Origin of the sequence: Luteimonas sp. TWI662 (assembly GCF_039673825.1) — a bacterium.
Classification (GTDB): Bacteria; Pseudomonadota; Gammaproteobacteria; order Xanthomonadales; family Xanthomonadaceae; genus Luteimonas.
Genome location: NZ_JBDJMI010000016.1, coordinates 62,925 through 79,145 on the forward strand (window position 1 = coordinate 62,925; position 16,221 = coordinate 79,145).

15 protein-coding genes are annotated in these 16,221 nt (G+C 70.9%); 7 read left to right on the forward strand and 8 right to left on the reverse strand.

The features are described from left to right. Positions 1 to 4: 4 nt before the first annotated feature. Together ABE488_RS12190 and ABE488_RS12195 are read right to left on the reverse strand one after the other, a co-directional pair. Positions 5 to 1,642 carry a hypothetical protein gene (locus ABE488_RS12190; protein WP_346448602.1) on the reverse strand — a complete coding sequence of 546 codons (1,638 nt, stop codon included), beginning with the start codon at positions 1,640 to 1,642 and terminating at the stop codon, positions 5 to 7. A gap of 330 nt (positions 1,643 to 1,972) precedes the next feature. Beyond that, the gene (locus ABE488_RS12195) at positions 1,973 to 2,887 is read right to left on the reverse strand and encodes an HAD family acid phosphatase (protein WP_346441815.1); all 915 of its coding nucleotides are present in this window, start codon (positions 2,885 to 2,887) and stop codon (positions 1,973 to 1,975) included. 112 nt (positions 2,888 to 2,999) lie between these two features. Between ABE488_RS12195 and ABE488_RS12200 the strand changes: the two genes are divergently transcribed. Further along, positions 3,000 to 3,653: a DUF480 domain-containing protein gene (locus ABE488_RS12200; RefSeq protein ID WP_346441814.1), complete on the forward strand. Its 654-nt coding sequence runs from the start codon at positions 3,000 to 3,002 to the stop codon at positions 3,651 to 3,653. Positions 3,654 to 3,689: 36 nt separating this feature from the next. Here ABE488_RS12200 and ABE488_RS12205 read toward each other — a convergent pair whose 3' ends face one another. Continuing rightward, a complete protein-coding gene (locus tag ABE488_RS12205) occupies positions 3,690 to 5,666 on the reverse strand; it encodes a UvrD-helicase domain-containing protein (protein WP_346441813.1) in 1,977 nt (658 codons plus the stop codon). 75 nt (positions 5,667 to 5,741) lie between these two features. On the opposite strand from ABE488_RS12205, the gene ABE488_RS12210 reads away from it, so the two are divergent. Next, positions 5,742 to 6,368, forward strand: coding sequence for a thymidine kinase (locus ABE488_RS12210; protein WP_346441812.1), 627 nt, complete (start codon positions 5,742 to 5,744; stop codon positions 6,366 to 6,368). A 4-nt stretch (positions 6,369 to 6,372) separates the two neighbouring features. Here ABE488_RS12210 and mutM read toward each other — a convergent pair whose 3' ends face one another. The 3 genes from mutM to ABE488_RS12225 form a co-directional block, all read right to left on the reverse strand. Then, the gene (gene mutM, locus ABE488_RS12215) at positions 6,373 to 7,185 is read right to left on the reverse strand and encodes a bifunctional DNA-formamidopyrimidine glycosylase/DNA-(apurinic or apyrimidinic site) lyase (RefSeq protein WP_346441811.1); all 813 of its coding nucleotides are present in this window, start codon (positions 7,183 to 7,185) and stop codon (positions 6,373 to 6,375) included. Positions 7,186 to 7,299: 114 nt separating this feature from the next. Beyond that, positions 7,300 to 8,610 carry a diguanylate cyclase gene (locus ABE488_RS12220; protein ID WP_346441810.1) on the reverse strand — a complete coding sequence of 437 codons (1,311 nt, stop codon included), beginning with the start codon at positions 8,608 to 8,610 and terminating at the stop codon, positions 7,300 to 7,302. A 92-nt stretch (positions 8,611 to 8,702) separates the two neighbouring features. Further along, complete coding sequence (locus tag ABE488_RS12225; RefSeq protein WP_346441809.1) at positions 8,703 to 9,959, reverse strand: 6-phosphofructokinase; 1,257 nt, start codon at positions 9,957 to 9,959, stop codon at positions 8,703 to 8,705. Between the two features lie 118 nt (positions 9,960 to 10,077). Here ABE488_RS12225 and ABE488_RS12230 point away from each other — a divergent pair, with 118 nt between their 5' ends. Beyond that, positions 10,078 to 10,656: an adenylate kinase gene (locus tag ABE488_RS12230; protein WP_346441808.1), complete on the forward strand. Its 579-nt coding sequence runs from the start codon at positions 10,078 to 10,080 to the stop codon at positions 10,654 to 10,656. Between the two features lie 131 nt (positions 10,657 to 10,787). Continuing rightward, positions 10,788 to 12,242, forward strand: a complete 1,455-nt coding sequence (gene mpl, locus ABE488_RS12235) for a UDP-N-acetylmuramate:L-alanyl-gamma-D-glutamyl-meso-diaminopimelate ligase (RefSeq protein ID WP_346441807.1) — start codon at positions 10,788 to 10,790, stop codon at positions 12,240 to 12,242. Here the strand turns inward: mpl and ABE488_RS12240 are convergent. After that, positions 12,227 to 13,021 carry an IclR family transcriptional regulator gene (locus ABE488_RS12240; RefSeq protein ID WP_346441806.1) on the reverse strand — a complete coding sequence of 265 codons (795 nt, stop codon included), beginning with the start codon at positions 13,019 to 13,021 and terminating at the stop codon, positions 12,227 to 12,229. The two genes, mpl and ABE488_RS12240, sit on opposite strands and share 16 nt — an antisense overlap. Positions 13,022 to 13,092: 71 nt before the next feature. Beyond that, on the reverse strand, positions 13,093 to 13,761 hold the full coding sequence (locus tag ABE488_RS12245) for a hypothetical protein (protein ID WP_346441805.1): 669 nt from the start codon (positions 13,759 to 13,761) through the stop codon (positions 13,093 to 13,095). 147 nt (positions 13,762 to 13,908) lie between these two features. Here ABE488_RS12245 and ABE488_RS12250 point away from each other — a divergent pair, with 147 nt between their 5' ends. The 3 genes from ABE488_RS12250 to ABE488_RS12260 are packed head-to-tail and all read left to right on the forward strand — an operon-like array spanning position 13,909 to position 16,175. After that, positions 13,909 to 15,168: an MFS transporter gene (locus ABE488_RS12250; RefSeq protein WP_346441804.1), complete on the forward strand. Its 1,260-nt coding sequence runs from the start codon at positions 13,909 to 13,911 to the stop codon at positions 15,166 to 15,168. Positions 15,169 to 15,189: 21 nt separating this feature from the next. Continuing rightward, positions 15,190 to 15,399 (forward strand): tautomerase family protein, encoded by a 210-nt coding sequence (locus ABE488_RS12255; protein ID WP_337243299.1) that lies wholly within the window; start codon positions 15,190 to 15,192, stop codon positions 15,397 to 15,399. Next, on the forward strand, positions 15,396 to 16,175 hold the full coding sequence (locus ABE488_RS12260) for a fumarylacetoacetate hydrolase family protein (protein WP_346441803.1): 780 nt from the start codon (positions 15,396 to 15,398) through the stop codon (positions 16,173 to 16,175). The genes ABE488_RS12255 and ABE488_RS12260 overlap by 4 nt, the downstream gene beginning before the upstream one ends. The last annotated feature ends 46 nt before the right edge of the window (positions 16,176 to 16,221 follow it).

A 16,221-nucleotide genomic window follows, 5' to 3' on the forward strand; every position in this document is an offset into this window, starting at 1 on the left:
GGGTCTATCGCCGAGGTGCGCCGATCGAGCCGCGGGCCGGGGCATTGAGCCGGCGGGCCAACCACCACGCGCCGCAGGCGGCCGCCAGACCCGCGAACGCGAGTTCGCTGCTCCAGCGCCGCATCGCGGGGGCGGCGGGCATCTCGCCCATGCTCAGCAGCACGCTGACCAGCACCAGGCCCAGGCAGCCGTAGGCGACCAGAGCCAGCGTCCAGAACAACCACTGCATCGCACGTGCGACCTCGGCCGGCAGATCATCCTGGGGGCGGATCAGTAGCCGCCGACCCTGGGCCAGCGCGACCATCCACTGGCCGATCTCGGCTTGGCCGACCTTGAGCCGGTTGCGTCGGCGCAGGCCCGGGCCGTCGGCGGTGTAGACGCCGGTGGCCACCAGGTCGACGCGCGACGGGCTGCCGCGCTCGCCTACGGCCGGTGCCGTGGCCTGTGGATTGCCTGCTATCTGTGTATTGCCGGCGACCTGTTGCGTGGCTGGCGCTTGGGCCGCCATGACCGCGGCTGGCACGGCGGCCAGGGTCGTCCCGGCCGGCGCGTTGGCGATCGCGGGCTGCGTCGGCGGCGCGGCCTGCTGCGGTACGGCACTGCGGTCGGCGGCCGGATTGCTCGGGGGGGTGAATGCGGCCTCTGCCCGCTGCGGCTGCGCAGGCGGTGCCTGGGATGGCACAGGGAACGGTGTGGATGCGGCTGGTGTCGACGCCGTCGCAGCTGGGGCCGTGGACGGTGGCAGGGGCGACGTCTGCGGCATCGATGTTTGCTGGGCGAGTGCCTGCTGGGAGGTTGGGGCGGTTGCCTGCTGCGCCAGCGCTGCTTGCGTGGCGGCCGATTGTCCCGGCACTGCGGCCGGAAGCGCCGCTGTGTTCGTCACCGTGTTCGCCAAGGTGCCGGGTGCTGGCCCGGTGGCAGGGGCCTGTGGCACGGCGTTGGTGAGTGCGCGTGCAACCTGGTTGGCCGCCGAGGCGAGTTGCGTCGGCAACGTCTGCGGTGTCGCGACCGGTGCGCCGCCGGGCTGCCCCGGTTGGAGCGCTGGCGGCGTCACCGTACCTGGGGACAGAAGTTGGCGGAGCGCATTCGCGGCGTTGCCCAGCAGGTTGCCAAGCGCCGGCAACAGGCCGGTCTGGCCCGGCGTGGGTGCGGGGGCGCCGGGGGTCGGCAGGTGCGGGACGTGGCCGCCATCGGGGCGGGCCGGTCCCGCCGGTCCCGGTAGGCCGCCACCGAGTCCAGGGCCGGCGGGGATGCCGCCGGGCGTGGGAATGTTGGGGCCGGCCGGATGGCCGCCATGCGCGTGACCGCCGGTCCACGCATTGTGGGCAGGGTGGCCGCCGGGCGGCGCAGGCAGCGGCGGGCCAATTGGCGGCGCCGGCGGGGTCGGGCCGCCTGGCGGTGTGGGCAGGGTCGGGCGCGCGTCCGCCACCGGCGCGCCGCCCTGCCCGGGCCGTGGGCCGTTCCCGAAGTTCACACCCGGAAACTGCTGATGGAAGAGCTGCGACGTCAGCCCCTTCATGGTGTTCGAAAGCGCGTTGCCGAGCTGCGGGCCGATACCGAATCCATTGCCGCCCGGCCCGTTGCCGAGCAGCCTGCCCAGGTCGGCTGAGGCGTGCTTGTGGATTTCACTGATCAGCGACACGACGAGGCCTCGGGCGGCGTGACCCGGTCCACGAAGCGGAGCCGGACCTCCCGAAGGTAGTCGAACGCTGTTCCGCTCACACCCTGGGGGCAACCCCAGGGTGCGAACGCCTGTCGGGCCGGGTGCGCTGCATCTTGGCGGCCTTGCGGGGCGCAATGCCGACACCTGCGCGGGCCAGGCAAAAAAAGGGAGACCCTTGGGTCTCCCTGAACCGGACGATGCCGGAGGACTCGGTGTTGACGCGTTCAGCCTAGCGTGTTCATCAAGCTGATGCAACGCATCAGGTTTGTCCCCTAAGTGGCTGAGGCTGTGGAAGTTGCCTGCCCTGAATCACTGCGCCAAGTCGAGCGCCGCGCGTTTGGCGGCGCGGCGGGCCGGCGCAGGCTGGTCCCAAGCATTGTTGAACTGCGCCGGCTCCCAGCCGCCGTAGGTCGGATTGGCCAGCATCCACCAGCGTTCGCCAAACCAGTCACCGTATTCATCGAGCAGCTGCGTACGGGCCTCGCCGGTGTTGGCCAGCACCTCGACGAAGTCGCCGAGTTGATCGCCGAACTGCATCAGCACGCGGTACTCGCGCCCGGCCAGCCGGCGACGGCAGGTCTTTTCGCTCCCGTGCTGTTCGCAGCCCTCCACGTGCGTGCCCAGTCCCAGGAACACGCTGTCGTCCTTCACCGGCAGGCCTTCGGCGCGCAGGTTGGCCAGCGTCGCCTCCTGCAGGTGCTGGGCACGGTTGGACAGGTAGAGGATGGTCACGCCCTTGGCCTCGGCGGCCTTCGCGAACTCGAGCACGCCCGGCACCGGGCGGGCTTTCTTCTCGGCAACCCACTGCGCCCAGGTGACTTCGTCGTACTCTTGGCCGTTCTGCACCAGGCGTGCCTGGTAGGGCGAGTTGTCGAGCACGGTCTCGTCGATGTCCATGATCACAGCCGGCGGCAGCGCGCGGGCGTCGCCCGCCAACTCGCGCTCGGCCGGCACCAGCGCGTCCCAGTTCGGCTCGGCGAGGGCCGCATCGAGGTGGTCGGCGGCGGCGCGGAACAGCGACAGGCTATTGGCGCGGTACTCCTCCGACCGCTGCATCCACAGCACCGCATTGAGGTTGTCGGCGGGCGCGCTGCTATCGGGGGCGGGCGCCGCAGCGGCTTGCGGCGCGGCCACGGGGGTGTCGGCGGGTGCGGCCACCGGCTTGCAGGCTGCGATCAGCAGCGCGCAGGCGAGCAGGGTCAGGGCGGGAAAGGTCGTGCGCATCGCGGAAAACCTGGGGATCGATCGGCCAGCGAGTGTAACCGCAGGTCTTCACGCCGGCATGACATCCAGGCGCGCTCGGGCGATCATGCCCGCCCGTTCGACAGGAGCCGACATGCACCAGACCGCCCGCTGGCCGGAACTGAGCCCCGCCGAAGCCCGGGTGCTCGGGTGCCTGATCGAAAAACAGGCGACCACGCCTGACGTCTACCCGCTGACCGTCAACGCCGCGCAGTCGGCGGCCAACCAGAAGACCGCGCGCGAGCCGGTCATGGCGCTGAGCTTCGGCGACACGCACCACGCCCTGCGCCAGCTCGAGCAGCATCGGCTTGCACGGCAGTCGTTCTCTTCGCGCGCCGAGCGCTACGAACACGGCGTCGGCAGCGTGCTGGATCTGCCGCCGCCGCAGATCGCGCTGCTTGCGGTGCTGCTGCTGCGCGGCGTGCAGACCGCGCACGAATTGCAGGCGCGCAGCGAGCGGCTGCATGCCTTCGGCGACATCGAAGACGTGCGCCACCATCTGGAGCGGATGGCGGCCAAGGCGCTGCTGGTGCGCATCCCGCCGGGTGCGGGGCGCCGCGAGGAACGGTTTGCGCATCTGTTGTGCGGGCCGGTCGACGTCGAGGCCCTGCCGACCGCCGAGCCCCGGAGCGAGGCGGCGCGCGGCGACGCTGCGCTGGTGGCGCGCGTCGAGGCGCTTGAGGCCGAGGTGGCGGCGCTGCGCGAGGCGCTGGCAGCACTCGCGCCCAGTGAGACGCGCACACCCTGATGCCGGGGCGATGGCGGCCGCAGCGGCGGCCGTCGCTCAGCTGTCGAGCAGCGCCTTGATCGAGGCGAAGCCGTGGTTGGCGCGCTCGCGCTTGCGCTGCGCGTCGGCGACCGGGTCGGCGCCATCGCGCTGGATCTCGGCGGGCGGCAGTTCCTCGAAGAACCTGCTGGGGGTCAGCCGCAGCTTCTGGCCCCAGCGTTGGGTCTCCCGCGGATACGACAGCCACAGCTGTTCCTTGGCGCGGGTGATGCCCACGTACAGCAGCCGGCGTTCCTCGTCGATGCGGCCCTCGTCGATGCTCGACTCGTGCGGCAGGGTGTTGTCGTCCATGCCGATGATGAACACGTAGCGGAACTCCAGCCCCTTGGCGGCGTGCATGCTCATCAGCCGCACCTGGTTGCCGGCATCGCCCTTGTCGGCGTGCGTGAGCAGCGCCAACTGCGAGGCCAGTTCGCCCGGGCCTGCGCCGCGGGCGCCTTCGAACCAGTCGGCGAGTTCGTCGAGGTTGCCGCGGCGGATCCGGAACAGATCCTCGCTCTTGCACTGCGCCTGCAGCATCGCGATCAGGCCCGAGCGTTCGTTGAGCTTGCGCACCAGTTCGCCTGCCGGCATGTGGCGCGCGTCGGCGCGCAGTTCGCGCAGGATGTCGGCGAACTCGCTCAGCGCATTGGCCGCGCGCGGCGTCAGCTGCTTGAGCAGCCCCATCGATTCGATCGCCCGCGACATCGGCATCTGGGCGCTGCGCGCAAGCTCGGCCAGCTTGGCCAGCGTCGTCTGGCCGACACCGCGGCTGGGGGACTGCACCGCGCGCAGGAACGCCGAGTCGTCGTCGGGGTTGGCCAGCACGCGCAGCCACGACATCGCGTCCTTGACCTCGCCGCGGTCCAGGAACGCGGTGCCGCCGCTCAGGTGGTAGGGCACGCGCAGCAGCTGCAGCGCTTTTTCCAGTGGCCGCGAGAGATGATTGCTGCGGAACAGGATGCAGAACTCGCTCCACTCGGCCTTGCGCGCGGACTGCAGAAAGTGGATCTCGCCGGCGACCTTCTCGGCCTCGTGCGCACTGTCGCGGCACTCCCACACGCGGATGCGCTCGCCGTCGGGCTGCGCGCTCCACAGCGTCTTGGGATGTTCGTGCGGATTGTTGGCGATCAGCGCATTGGCCGCGCGCAGCACGCGGTTGCTGCAGCGGTAGTTCTGTTCGAGCTTGACGATGCGCAGGGTCGGGTAGTCGTGCGCCAGCGCGGCCAGGTTCTCGGGATTGGCGCCGCGCCAGGCGTAGATGCTCTGATCGTCGTCGCCCACGCAGGTGAAATTGCCCTTGGGCCCGGCGATCGCCTTGAGCAGCCGGTACTGCGCGTCGTTGGTGTCCTGGCACTCGTCGACCAGCAGGTAGCCGATGCGCTCGCGCCAGCCCAGCACCGCGTCCTCGTCGGATTCGAGCAATTGGACCGGCAAGCGGATCAGGTCGTCGAAGTCGACGGCGTTGAACGCGGCCAGGCGCTCCTGGTAGCGGGCGTAGAGCGCGGCGGCCTCGAACTCGCGCGCGCTGGTCGCCGCCGCGTGCGCCTGCTCGGGCGACAGCCCGGCGTTCTTGGCGCGCGAGACCAGGCCCTGCATCGCCTGCACCACGTCGGGCTTGGCGCCAGGCAGCAGGTCCTTGATCTGCGCGGCGGCATCGTCGGCATCGAAGATCGAAAACCCGCGGCGCAGCCCCAGCTTGGCGTGCTCGATCTGCAGCATCTTCAGACCCAGCGCGTGGAAGGTGCAGATCGTTAACCCGTCGGCGGCGTCGCCGCGCAGGCGCTTGGCGATGCGCTCGCGCATCTCCTTGGCCGACTTGTTGGTGAACGTGATCGCGGCGATGCGCTTGGCCGGGTAGCGCCCGGACTGGATCAGATGGGCGATCTTCTCCACGATCACGCGCGTCTTGCCGCTGCCCGCGCCGGCCAGCACGAGCAGTGGGCCCTCGACGTGGCCGAGGGCCTGGGCTTGTTGGGGGTTCAGACCGTGCATCGGATGGGGCGTCTGTCTAGCGACGCATAGTGTACCGGCCGACGGCGCTGGCCCCTTGGCCGGTAGAATCTGGCAATGGCCAAGCTCTACTTCTACTACTCGGCGATGAACGCCGGGAAGACCACCACGCTGCTGCAGAGCGCGCACAACTACCGCGAGCGCGGCATGCGCGTGGCGATCCTGACCCCGCGGCTCGACGACCGTGCCGGGGTCGGGCGGGTGGCCTCGCGGATCGGGCTGTCGGCCGAGGCGATCGCGTTCGATCGCGACGACGACCTGCTGGCCTGCGTGCGCGCGCTGGGCGCCGGCGAGGACGTGCCCAGGATCGACTGTGTGCTGGTCGACGAGGCCCAGTTCCTGACCCGCGCCCAGGTCTGGCAGTTGTCGGAGGTCGTCGACGCGCTGCGCATTCCGGTGCTGTGTTATGGCCTGCGCACCGATTTTCGCGGCGAACTGTTCGAGGGCAGCCAGGCCCTGCTGGCCTGGGCCGACGAACTGAGCGAGATCAAGACCATCTGCCACACCGGCAAGAAGGCGACGATGACCGTGCGCGTGGACGAGCGCGGCTACGCGGTGCACGACGGCCCGCAGGTCGAGATCGGCGGCAACGAGCGCTACGTGTCGGTGAGCCGCGCCGAGTTCAAGCGCATCGCGCGCGGCGAAGGCCGGATCGAACCGGCCCAGCCCGAGTTGCCGTTGTAGCGGCTCAGCGCTGGCAGCGCGGGCACCATACGGTCGTACGTTGGGCGATCAATGCCTGGCGCATCGCGGCGCCGCAGCGCGGACAGGGCTCGCCGCCTCGGCCATACGCCAACAGCTCCTGTTCGAAGTACCCCGGTGCGCCGCCTGGCGTGACGAAATCGCGCAGCGTGGTGCCGCCGCGCTGGATCGCGTAAGCGAGGATGCGGCGGATCTCGTCGGCCAGGCGTGCATAGCGGGCGCGCGAGATCTTGCCGGCCTCGCGCAGCGGCGAAATGCCGGCCGCGAACAGCGCCTCGGCGGCGTAGATGTTGCCGACTCCCACGACGATGCGCTGGTCCATCAGCAGCGCCTTGACCGGCGCGCGCCGGCCGCGGCTGGCATGGAACAGATGGTCGCCGTCGAAGGCCTCGCCAAGTGGTTCGGGTCCCAGGCCCTGCAGTAGCGCGTGGGTCTGGCCCGGCGGCTGCCACAGCAGGCAGCCGAATCGACGAGGATCGTGCAAACGCAGCACGCGCCCGGAATCCAGTGCGATGTCGACATGGTCGTGCGCAAGCAGCGGCACATCGGGCGTGAGCACGCGCAGGCTGCCCGACATGCCCAGGTGCAGCAATGCACTGCCGGCCGCGGTGTCGAGCAGCAGGTACTTGGCGCGGCGGCGGATGCCGTCGATGCGCTGGCCCGGCAACTGCGCGGCGACCTCCGGCGGGATCGGCCAGCGCAGGTCCTGCCGGCGCATGTGGACCGTCACGATCCGACGGCCTTCGACATGCGGCGCCAGGCCGGCGCGAGTGGTTTCGACTTCGGGCAGTTCGGGCATCGAGCGCGGGGCCGGGCGGTGCCGATGAAGGCGGAGCGGATCAAGATCGGGGGTCGATGCCGCGATTCAATGGCCGGGGCGTGAATGCGTGCCCTGGCGCCCGCGCAGCGCCGCCTACACCGGCAGCGTGGTCGGCAGGGGTTCGGTGGCCACGCGGTTGCGGCCGGCATGCTTGGCGGCATACAGCGCGTGGTCGGCCAGGCGCAGCAGCGCGGCGACCGCAGCGGCGTCGTCTTCGGCGAGCGGCTCGCGCTGCGGGCGGCAGGTGACCACGCCGATGCTGACCGTCACCCGGCCCAGTGGGCTGGCGGGATGCGCCAGATCCAGCGCTTCCACGCGCGAGCGCACGCGTTCGGCCACATGCGCCGCGCCGGCCTCGTCGGTGCCGGCCAGCACCACGACAAACTCCTCGCCGCCGTAGCGGCTTACCGCATCCCCGGGCCGCGACACGGCCCGGCGCAGCGCGCCGGCGATCATGCGCAGACAGTCGTCTCCGGCCAGGTGGCCCACTCCGTCGTTGTAGGCCTTGAAGTAGTCCACATCCGCCATGCACAGCGACAGCGCGCTGCCATCGCGCCGCGCCCGGCCGATCTCCAGCGCCAGCCGCTCGTCGAGGTCGCGGCGGTTGTACAGGCCGGTGACGTAGTCCTGGCGTGCATAGCCCTCGAGCCGGCGGTTGGCCTGGGTGAGCAACTGCTCGGCCTGGCGGCGGGCGGTGATGTCCATCCAGGCGATCGACAACCCCGCTACGCGGCCGAGTGCATCGTGCAGCGCGTGCGGCGCGGCGTACAGCCAGCGAGAGCGCCAGGCGAATTCGTGGGTCGGCAGCGGCTGGCCGTCGCGCGCCCGGGCCAGGTCGGCGTCGAGCCACTGCGCCGCGTCGGGCAGCAGGTCGACCAGACGCAGGCCCGCGACCGGGCCGTCGTGGCCGCACAGCGCGGCCATCGCCCGGTTGCCCATGACCAGAGTGCCGGTGGCATCCACCGTGCTCATCGGCACGGCGGCATGGTCGTAGACCGCCTCGAGCTGCAGCACCCGCTCGCCGAGTTCGGAGATGTCGCGGTCGATGCCGCGGTAGCCGCGCAGTGCGCCGGCGCTGTCGAACAGCGGCACGCCGCTGGTCTCCAGCACCACGATGCGGCCGTCGGCATGCAGGTTGCGATTGACCAGCCCCGAGAACGCGCGGCGCTCGGCGACAATGGCCGCGAACGTCTCGCCCACGCGGACGGCCTCGGCTGGCGGCATGAAGTCGAACGGGGTGCGCCCGAGCATCGCCTCGGGCGGATGGCCGAGCAGGGCGGTGACCATGCGCGAGCAGTAGGTGTAGCGGCCCTGCGCATCGACCTCCCAGGCCCAGTCCGAGTTGTGGTCGAGCAGTTCGCGCAGATGCTGGAGATCGCGTCGGACACCGGCATCGGACGTCATCGGGGGGCCTACACGGGCGATCGGGCGGCACTCAATATAGCGCTGCCCTCGAAGGCCTTATGGTGAAGCCGGCGATGGTTCGGTCGTGCCGTTCAGCCGTCCCAGTCGGCCAGCGTGCGGGGCACGGCGGTCAGTGGCGGCGTCACGTACTTCGGCAGGCCATCGCGCCCGTAGGGCGGCGGTGCCTCGCCGCGCACCAGGGGCTCGAGATAGCGGCGGGCGGCGGCGGTGATGCCGTAGCCGTCGCGGCGGATGAAGCCGGCGGGCATGGTCTTCTCATGGTTGGCGACCTTCTCCAGCGGCGCGGCCTCGATTTTCCAGCGGTACGGCGCGTCGGAGGTGCGTCGGATCACCGGCATGGTCGCGTTGCGACCGGCGAGGGCGAAGCGCACCGCCTCGCGACCGACCGCCATCGCGTGCTCGACGTCGGTCCTGGAGGCCAGGTGCCGGGCCGAGCGCTGCAGGTAGTCGGGCAGCGCCCAGTGCACCTTCAGGCCCAGCGCGTCCTTGACCCGGCCGGCCAGGTGCGCGGCGACGCCGCCGAGTTGGGCATGGCCGAACGCGTCGCGACCGCCGCCGGCGTCGCTGACGAAGCGGCCGTCTGCGGTGCGGATGCCTTCGCTGGCGACCACGACGCACCAGCCCACGCGCTCGACCACGCGGCGCACGTTGGCCAGGAAGTCGGCCTCGTCGAACGCGCGTTCGGGGAACAGGATCAGCTGCGGCGCCTCGTCCCGGTCCTGGCCGGCCAGGCCCGCGGCCGCGGCGAGCCAGCCGGCATGGCGGCCCATGGCCTCGTAGACGAAGACCTTGGTCGAGGTATCGGCCATCGCGGCGACGTCGAGGGCGGCCTCGCGCACCGACACCGCGGTGTACTTGGCCGCCGAGCCGAAGCCCGGGCAGCAGTCGGTGACCGCCAGGTCGTTGTCGACCGTCTTGGGCACGCCGATGCAGGTCAGCGGGTAATCGAACGCCCGGGCCAGCTTGGAGACCTTGAGCGCGGTGTCGGCCGAGTCGTTGCCGCCGTTGTAGAGGAACCAGCGCACATCGTGGGCGCGCAGCACATCGAGCAGGCGCTCGTAGCGCGCGCGATCGGCCTCGAGCGTGCCGAGCTTGTGGCGGCACGAGCCGAAGGCGCCGCCGGGGGTGTGCGCCAGCGCGCGGACCGCGGCGATCGGCAGCCGCGAGGCGTCGACCAGGTCCTCGCGCAGCGCGCCGAGGATGCCGTTGCGCGCGGCCAGCACGCGGATGCCTTGCGCACGCGCCTCCTGCAGGACCGCCGAGGCGGTGGCGTTGATGACGGCGGTCACGCCGCCCGACTGGGCGTAGAGCAGGGTTCCGGAGGGCATCGCGGGGCCTCGTCGATTCGGGTCGTGGCGGGATACGTTAAGCTGGTGCGGCCGTTCGCCGCCCTGCCCGAGTGTAGCTGCAGGACCGGAGGGCTCCCCACACTTGCAGGAGCGTTCGATGCGTTTGGTTCTTCTCGGAGCGCCCGGTTCGGGCAAAGGCACGCAGGCCGCACGACTGAAGGAACACCTGCAGGTGCCGCACATCTCCACCGGCGATCTGCTGCGCGCCGAAGTCGCCGCCGGCACGCCGCTGGGCCGCCAGGCCAAGGCGGTAATGGACCGCGGCGACCTGGTCTCCGACGAGATCCTGCTGGGCATGCTCGAAGATCGCCTGTCGCGCGAAGACACCCGTGCCGGCTTCATCCTCGATGGCTATCCGCGCAACCTTGCCCAGGCCGCCGCGCTCGATACGCTGCTGGCCAAGCTGGGCCAGACCTTCGATGCCGCGGTGCAGCTGGAGGTCGACAACGAGCAGATCGTCGAGCGGCTCGCCGGACGGGCGAAGGCGGAAGGGCGTGCCGATGACAGCCCCGAGTCGGTTCGCCACCGCCTGAACGTCTACGACCAGCAGACCGCGCCGGTGATCGGCTTCTACCGCGACCACGGCCAGCTGACGGTGGTCGATGGCGTCGGTCCGCTCGATGAGGTGTTCGGGCGCATCGTCGCGGCGATCGGCAAGGCTGACGCCGCAGCCTGAGCCGCGCCCGTCGCGCCGCCGGGTCCGGTGGCGGCGCGAATGCGGTGCCCGTCTTCCTCCCGGCGCGGCCGTCGGTCGTCCGCGCGCGCCGCAGCCGCCCGGCGCAGGGCCCCGTCCAGGACTTCCAGCCCGTGAAACTCCACATCCTCGGCATCGCCGGCACCTTCATGGGCGGCGTCGCCGCGCTCGCGCGCGAACTCGGCCACGCGGTCGAGGGCAGCGACCAGGCGGTCTATCCGCCGATGTCGACCCAGCTCGAACAACTGGGCATCGCGCTGCGCCAGGGCTACGACCCCGCGCACATCGGCGCCGACGTCGACCAGGTGGTGATCGGCAACGCGCTCTCGCGCGGCAACCCCGCGGTCGAGGCGGTGCTCGACGCCGGCCGCGCCTACACCTCGGGCGCGCAGTGGCTCAGCGAGCAAGTGCTGCCCGGGCGCGAGGTGCTGGCGGTCGCCGGCACGCACGGCAAGACCACGACGACGACGATCCTGGCCTTTCTGCTCGAGGCGGCCGGCCGCGCGCCCGGCTTTCTGATCGGCGGCGTCGCCGAGGACTTCGGCGTCTCCGCGCGGTTGGGCGGACCTGCCGATGCCCCGTCCGGCGCGGCGCACCCACCGTCCTCACAGGCAGGGGACGACGCGGCGCCGTCGGCTGCCCCCGCGCGACCGCTGTTCGTCGTGGAGGCCGACGAGTACGACACCGCGTTCTTCGACAAGCGCAGCAAGTTCGTGCACTACCGCCCGACGGTGGCGATCCTCAACAACCTCGAGTTCGATCACGCCGACATCTTCCCCGATGTCGCCGCGATCCAGCGTCAATTCCACCACCTGGTGCGCACCGTGCCCGGCCGCGGACGGCTGATCGTCAATGGCCATGACGCGCGCCTGGGCGAGGTGCTGGCGATGGGCTGCTGGACGCCGGTCGAGCGCTTCGGCTTCGACCCCGCGTTCGACTGGAGCGCCGAACGCATCGCTGCCGACGGCAGCGCGTTCCGGGTCCGCCGCCGCGGCATGGACGTGGGCACGGTCGACTGGCCGCTGCTCGGCGACCACAACGTGCTCAATGCGCTGGCCGCACTGGCGGCCTGCGCGGCGGTCGGCGTCGATCCGGCGGATGTGATGCCGGCGCTCGCGCGCTTTCGCAGCGTCAAGCGCCGGCTCGAGCTGCTCGGTCGCGCGCGCGGCATCACTGTCTACGACGACTTCGCGCACCATCCCACCGCGATCTCCACCACCCTGGCCGGGCTGCGGGCGAAGGTCGGGGAGGCGCGGATCGTCGTGGCGATGGAGCCGCGCAGCAATTCGATGCGCCTGGGCGCGCATTCGCAGGCCCTGGCGCCGTCACTCGAGGCCGCCGATGCGGTGGTGTTCCTGCATCGGCCGGAACTGGCCTGGGACGCGCAGCGCGTGGTCGAGGCGGTGCGTGGGCAGGCGCGCACGGTGCCCGATGCCGACGCGCTGCTGGACGCGCTCGCGGCGCTGGCGCGCGAGGGCGACCACGTGGTGTTCATGTCCAACGGCGGTTTCGACGGCGCGCCGCGGCGTTTTCTCGCCGGGCTCCAGGCCGATCAGTCGCCGACGTAACCCATCATCGTCGATAGCTCGGCCGCCGTCCGGCGCAAGGCCTCGACGTGCGCCGGGTCGGCCGTGGCCGGCAGGTAATGGATCGAGCCGACGATCGCCAAGGTGCCAAACAGCGCACCGCCGGCCTGCAGCAGCGGCGCGGCGAGCGCATTGATGCCGGTGAACAGCTCCTCGGGCGCGTCGGCCCAGCCGCAGTCGCGGACCCGGTCGAGTTCGCCGCGCAGGCGCGCATGCGTGGTGATCGTGCGCGGCGTCTCAGGTTCGAGCGGCTGCGCCAGATACTGCTCGCGCAGCGCGGCCGGCCCGTAGGCCAGCACCAGTTTGCCCTGCGCGCTGGCGTGGTGCGGAAAACGGCTGCCCGGCCGCAGGCTGATCTCCAGCGGCGAGGTGCCGCGCACCACGTCGATGACCGCCACCTCCTGCTCGGCATAGGAGGCGATGACGATCGTCTGGCCGACGGCGTCGCGCAGGCGCTCAAGCGCCGGCCGCGCCAGCGTGGTCAGGTCGAAGCGGCCGACGCAGGCTTTGCCCAGCAGGTAGAGCTTCCAGCCGACCCGGTACTGGTTGGTGACCGGATCCTGGAGCAGATAGCCGTGATCGCGCAGCGCACGCAGGTGGCGGTGCGCGCGCGCCTTGGGCATGCCCAACTGTTGCGACAGCTGGGTGACCCCCAGCCCCTGGGGCGCGTTGGACAGCGCGTCGATGACCTGCAGCGACACGATGGCGGTGGGAAGCGACGCGTCCGCGGCGTCGTCGGAGGCGGGGCCGGCCTGGGCCATGGGGATCGTCCTGTGCGGTGAAGCCGATGAACGCGGCAAGGCCGCGCCCATCAGGGTACCCCGAGGCGATGTCACTGAGGTAGACGGATGTATCGCTCCGCGAAAACCCGATAGGTCTGCACCTTGGGTGCGTCGGCGTCTTCCTGGCGTACGTAGCGGATCGAGCTGCGGCCCTTGAGCTGGCGCGGCAGCAGGAAGCAGCGCACGAAGCGCGTGGGTTCGCGCTCGGTGGTCGGTGCCAGCACCGGGGCGGGGCCCAGCTCGAACCACGCCTGGCCAGGGCCGTGGCGCTGCGCCCGGCCCTGAGTCTCGATCCCGATTTCGCCCTCGGCGCAGATCCGGATGCCCGGGCCCTGGTGCACATGGGTCAGCGCGACCCCGCCAGGCGGGAAGCCCACCTCGTCGCAGCGCATCAGCCAGTCGAACCCGGGGTCGAGTTCAACAGGCGCTTCGAGCTTGAGCACCGTGCGGGTGGCCGGCGCCGAGGGCAGGCCCGGCGCGACCGAGGCGGTCGACAGTTCCCAGCGCCAGATGCGGACCGGCGCGGCACCGGTGTTGAGCGTCAGCGCGTCGTCGCCGACCCACGCCGCCCCCTGCAAAAGCAACGTGCCCGACACGGCGTCCTCCACCGTGGCCTCGCCCTGCGCCAGGTACAGCGCGCGCGGGGCGGACGGCAGATAAACCGGCGGGCAGTGGGCAGGCAGTTCGTCTTCGAACAGGCGCAGCATCAGGCTGGACATGGCAGTTCCTTGTTTCGGTGATCGATACAAAAATACGGTCTTGACTCTTCAGTCGAGACTTATCGTATAGTGATACCTGGGTATCGAGCAACGATACAAACGGCCGGGGGCACACCCCCCTCAAGAATCGCCTCGGGAGGGCGTGCAATGGCGCAGAACACAGCAGGTGCGGGGCAGGGGACCGGCGAGCGCTGGTGGAAGGGCGCGAGCAAGCAGCAATGGCGCGCGTTCAACTCGGCCTATCTGGGCTGGATGCTCGACATCATGGATCTCATGCTGTTCGCGATGGTCATCAAGTACGTGATCGTCGACCTGGGCATGGACAAGTCGTCGGCCGGCCTGGTGATGTCGGCGACGTTGATGGCCACCGCCGCCGGCGGCCTGGTCTTCGGCTTCCTCGCCGACCGGCTGGGCCGGGCACGTTCGATGATGCTCAGCATCATCTGCTACTCGATCGGCACCGCCCTGTGCGGTCTGGCCGACACCCTCGGGCAACTGATGCTGTTCCGGATCATCGTCGGCCTCGGGGTCGGCGGCGAATGGTCGGCGGGCTCGGCGCTGGTCAGCGAGACCTGGCCTGCGAAGCATCGCGGCAAGGTCATGGCCTGGGTGCAGAGCGCGTTCGCGGCCGGCTACGCCGCCGCCGCGGTGGTCGCCGCGCTGGTGATCCCGGTCGGTGGCTGGCGCTGGGTGTTCGCGGTCGGCCTGCTGCCCGCGCTGCTGGCGTTCTATGTGCGTCGCCATGTCGAGGAGCCGGAGATCTGGCGCAACCAGACCCGGCGGCTGGGCTTCGGCGAGACCGTGCGCGAGTTGTTCGGCGGGCCGTTCGCCCGCAACACCTGGATCGGCCTGGCCTTCACCACCGCGGCGATGTGCGGCTACTGGGGCCTGTTCACCTGGATCCCGACCTACCTCGCGACCCCGGTGGCCGACGGCGGCCCGGGGCTGGACCTGGTGAAGTCGACGATCTGGATCGTGATCATGCAGGTCGGTGCGGCCGCCGGCTTCATCACCTTCGGTTACTTCGCCGACCGCATTGGCCGCAAGAAGGCCTTCCTGCTGTTCTTCCTGGCCTCGGCAGTCGTGGTGCCGGTGTTCGCGACGATCCGCTCGCCCGACATGCTGATGGTGTTCGGCATCGTGGTCGCGTACTTCGGCACCGGTTTCTACAGCGGCTTTGCGCCGACGTTCGCCGAACTGTTCCCGACCTCGATCCGCGCCACCGCGCAGGGCTTCGTCTACAACGGCGGCCGCGCGATCGCGGCGATCGCACCGTTCCTGATCGGCTTCATCTCCACGCGCTACGGCGTCGGCAGCGGCCTGGTGACGACCGCGGCGTTCTTCGCGCTGGCCGGTCTGATCGTCTGGCTGTTCCTGCCCGAGACCAAGGGCCGCGAGCTCGCCTGATCCATCCCCCAAGGAGACACCATGCCCATCATCCAGATCACCCTGGTCGAAGGCCGGGACACCGCCCGCGTGGAGCGCTGCATCCGCGAGGTCGCGCGCGTGGCCAGCGAGACGCTGGACGCGCCGCTCGCCTCGATCCGCGTGATGGTCACCGAAGTGCCGGCCAACCGCTTCGCTGTCGGCACCACGCTCAAGAGCGATCCGCCGACGCCCGCCGGGGGCGCGGCATGAGCGTCGATTCGACCGTGCACGCCGATGCCCTGCACGCCGCGTTGCGCGACGCCGCGCCGATCGCGCCGCTGACCGGACGCGTCGATGGCCTGGACCTGGCCGGCGCTTACGCGATCGCACAGGCCGGCATCGCCCGGCGCGTCGCCGAGGGCGAACGCGTGGTCGGTCGCAAGATCGGCCTGACCAGCGTCGCCGTGCAGCGCATGCTCGGTGTCGACCAGCCCGATTTCGGCGTGCTGACCGATCGCATGGAGCATTCCGACCGTGGTGCGGTCGCGGTGGCCGGGATGATCGCGCCGCGTGCCGAGGGCGAGATCGCGTTCCATCTCAAGCGCGACCTGGCCGGGCCCGGGATCGGCCTGCACGACGTGCTGCTGGCGACCGAATCGGTATCGGCATGCTTCGAGATCGTCGACTCGCGCATCCGCGACTGGAAGATCGGCATCCTCGATACGGTCGCCGACAACGCGTCCGCGGCCGCGTTCGTCACCTCGCGCACGCGGGTCTCGCCGCAGGCCCTGGACCTGGGCACCTGCGGCATGGTGCTCGAGAAGAACGGCGCACTGCTGTCCACCGGCGCCGGCGCCGCAGCGCTGGGTTCACCGCTCAATTGCGTGGTCTGGCTGGCCAACCAGCTCGGGCGCCTGGGCGATGGCCTGCGTGCCGGCGACACCGTGCTCTCCGGCGCCCTGGTCCCGCTGACCCCGGTCGTGCGCGGCGATCACCTGCGCCTGCGGGTCGGCGGCCTTGGCGCCCTCGACCTGCATTTCGACTGACCGACGCACGCCGCGTCCGCACTTCCCCACGCCCGCTTCCACGTTT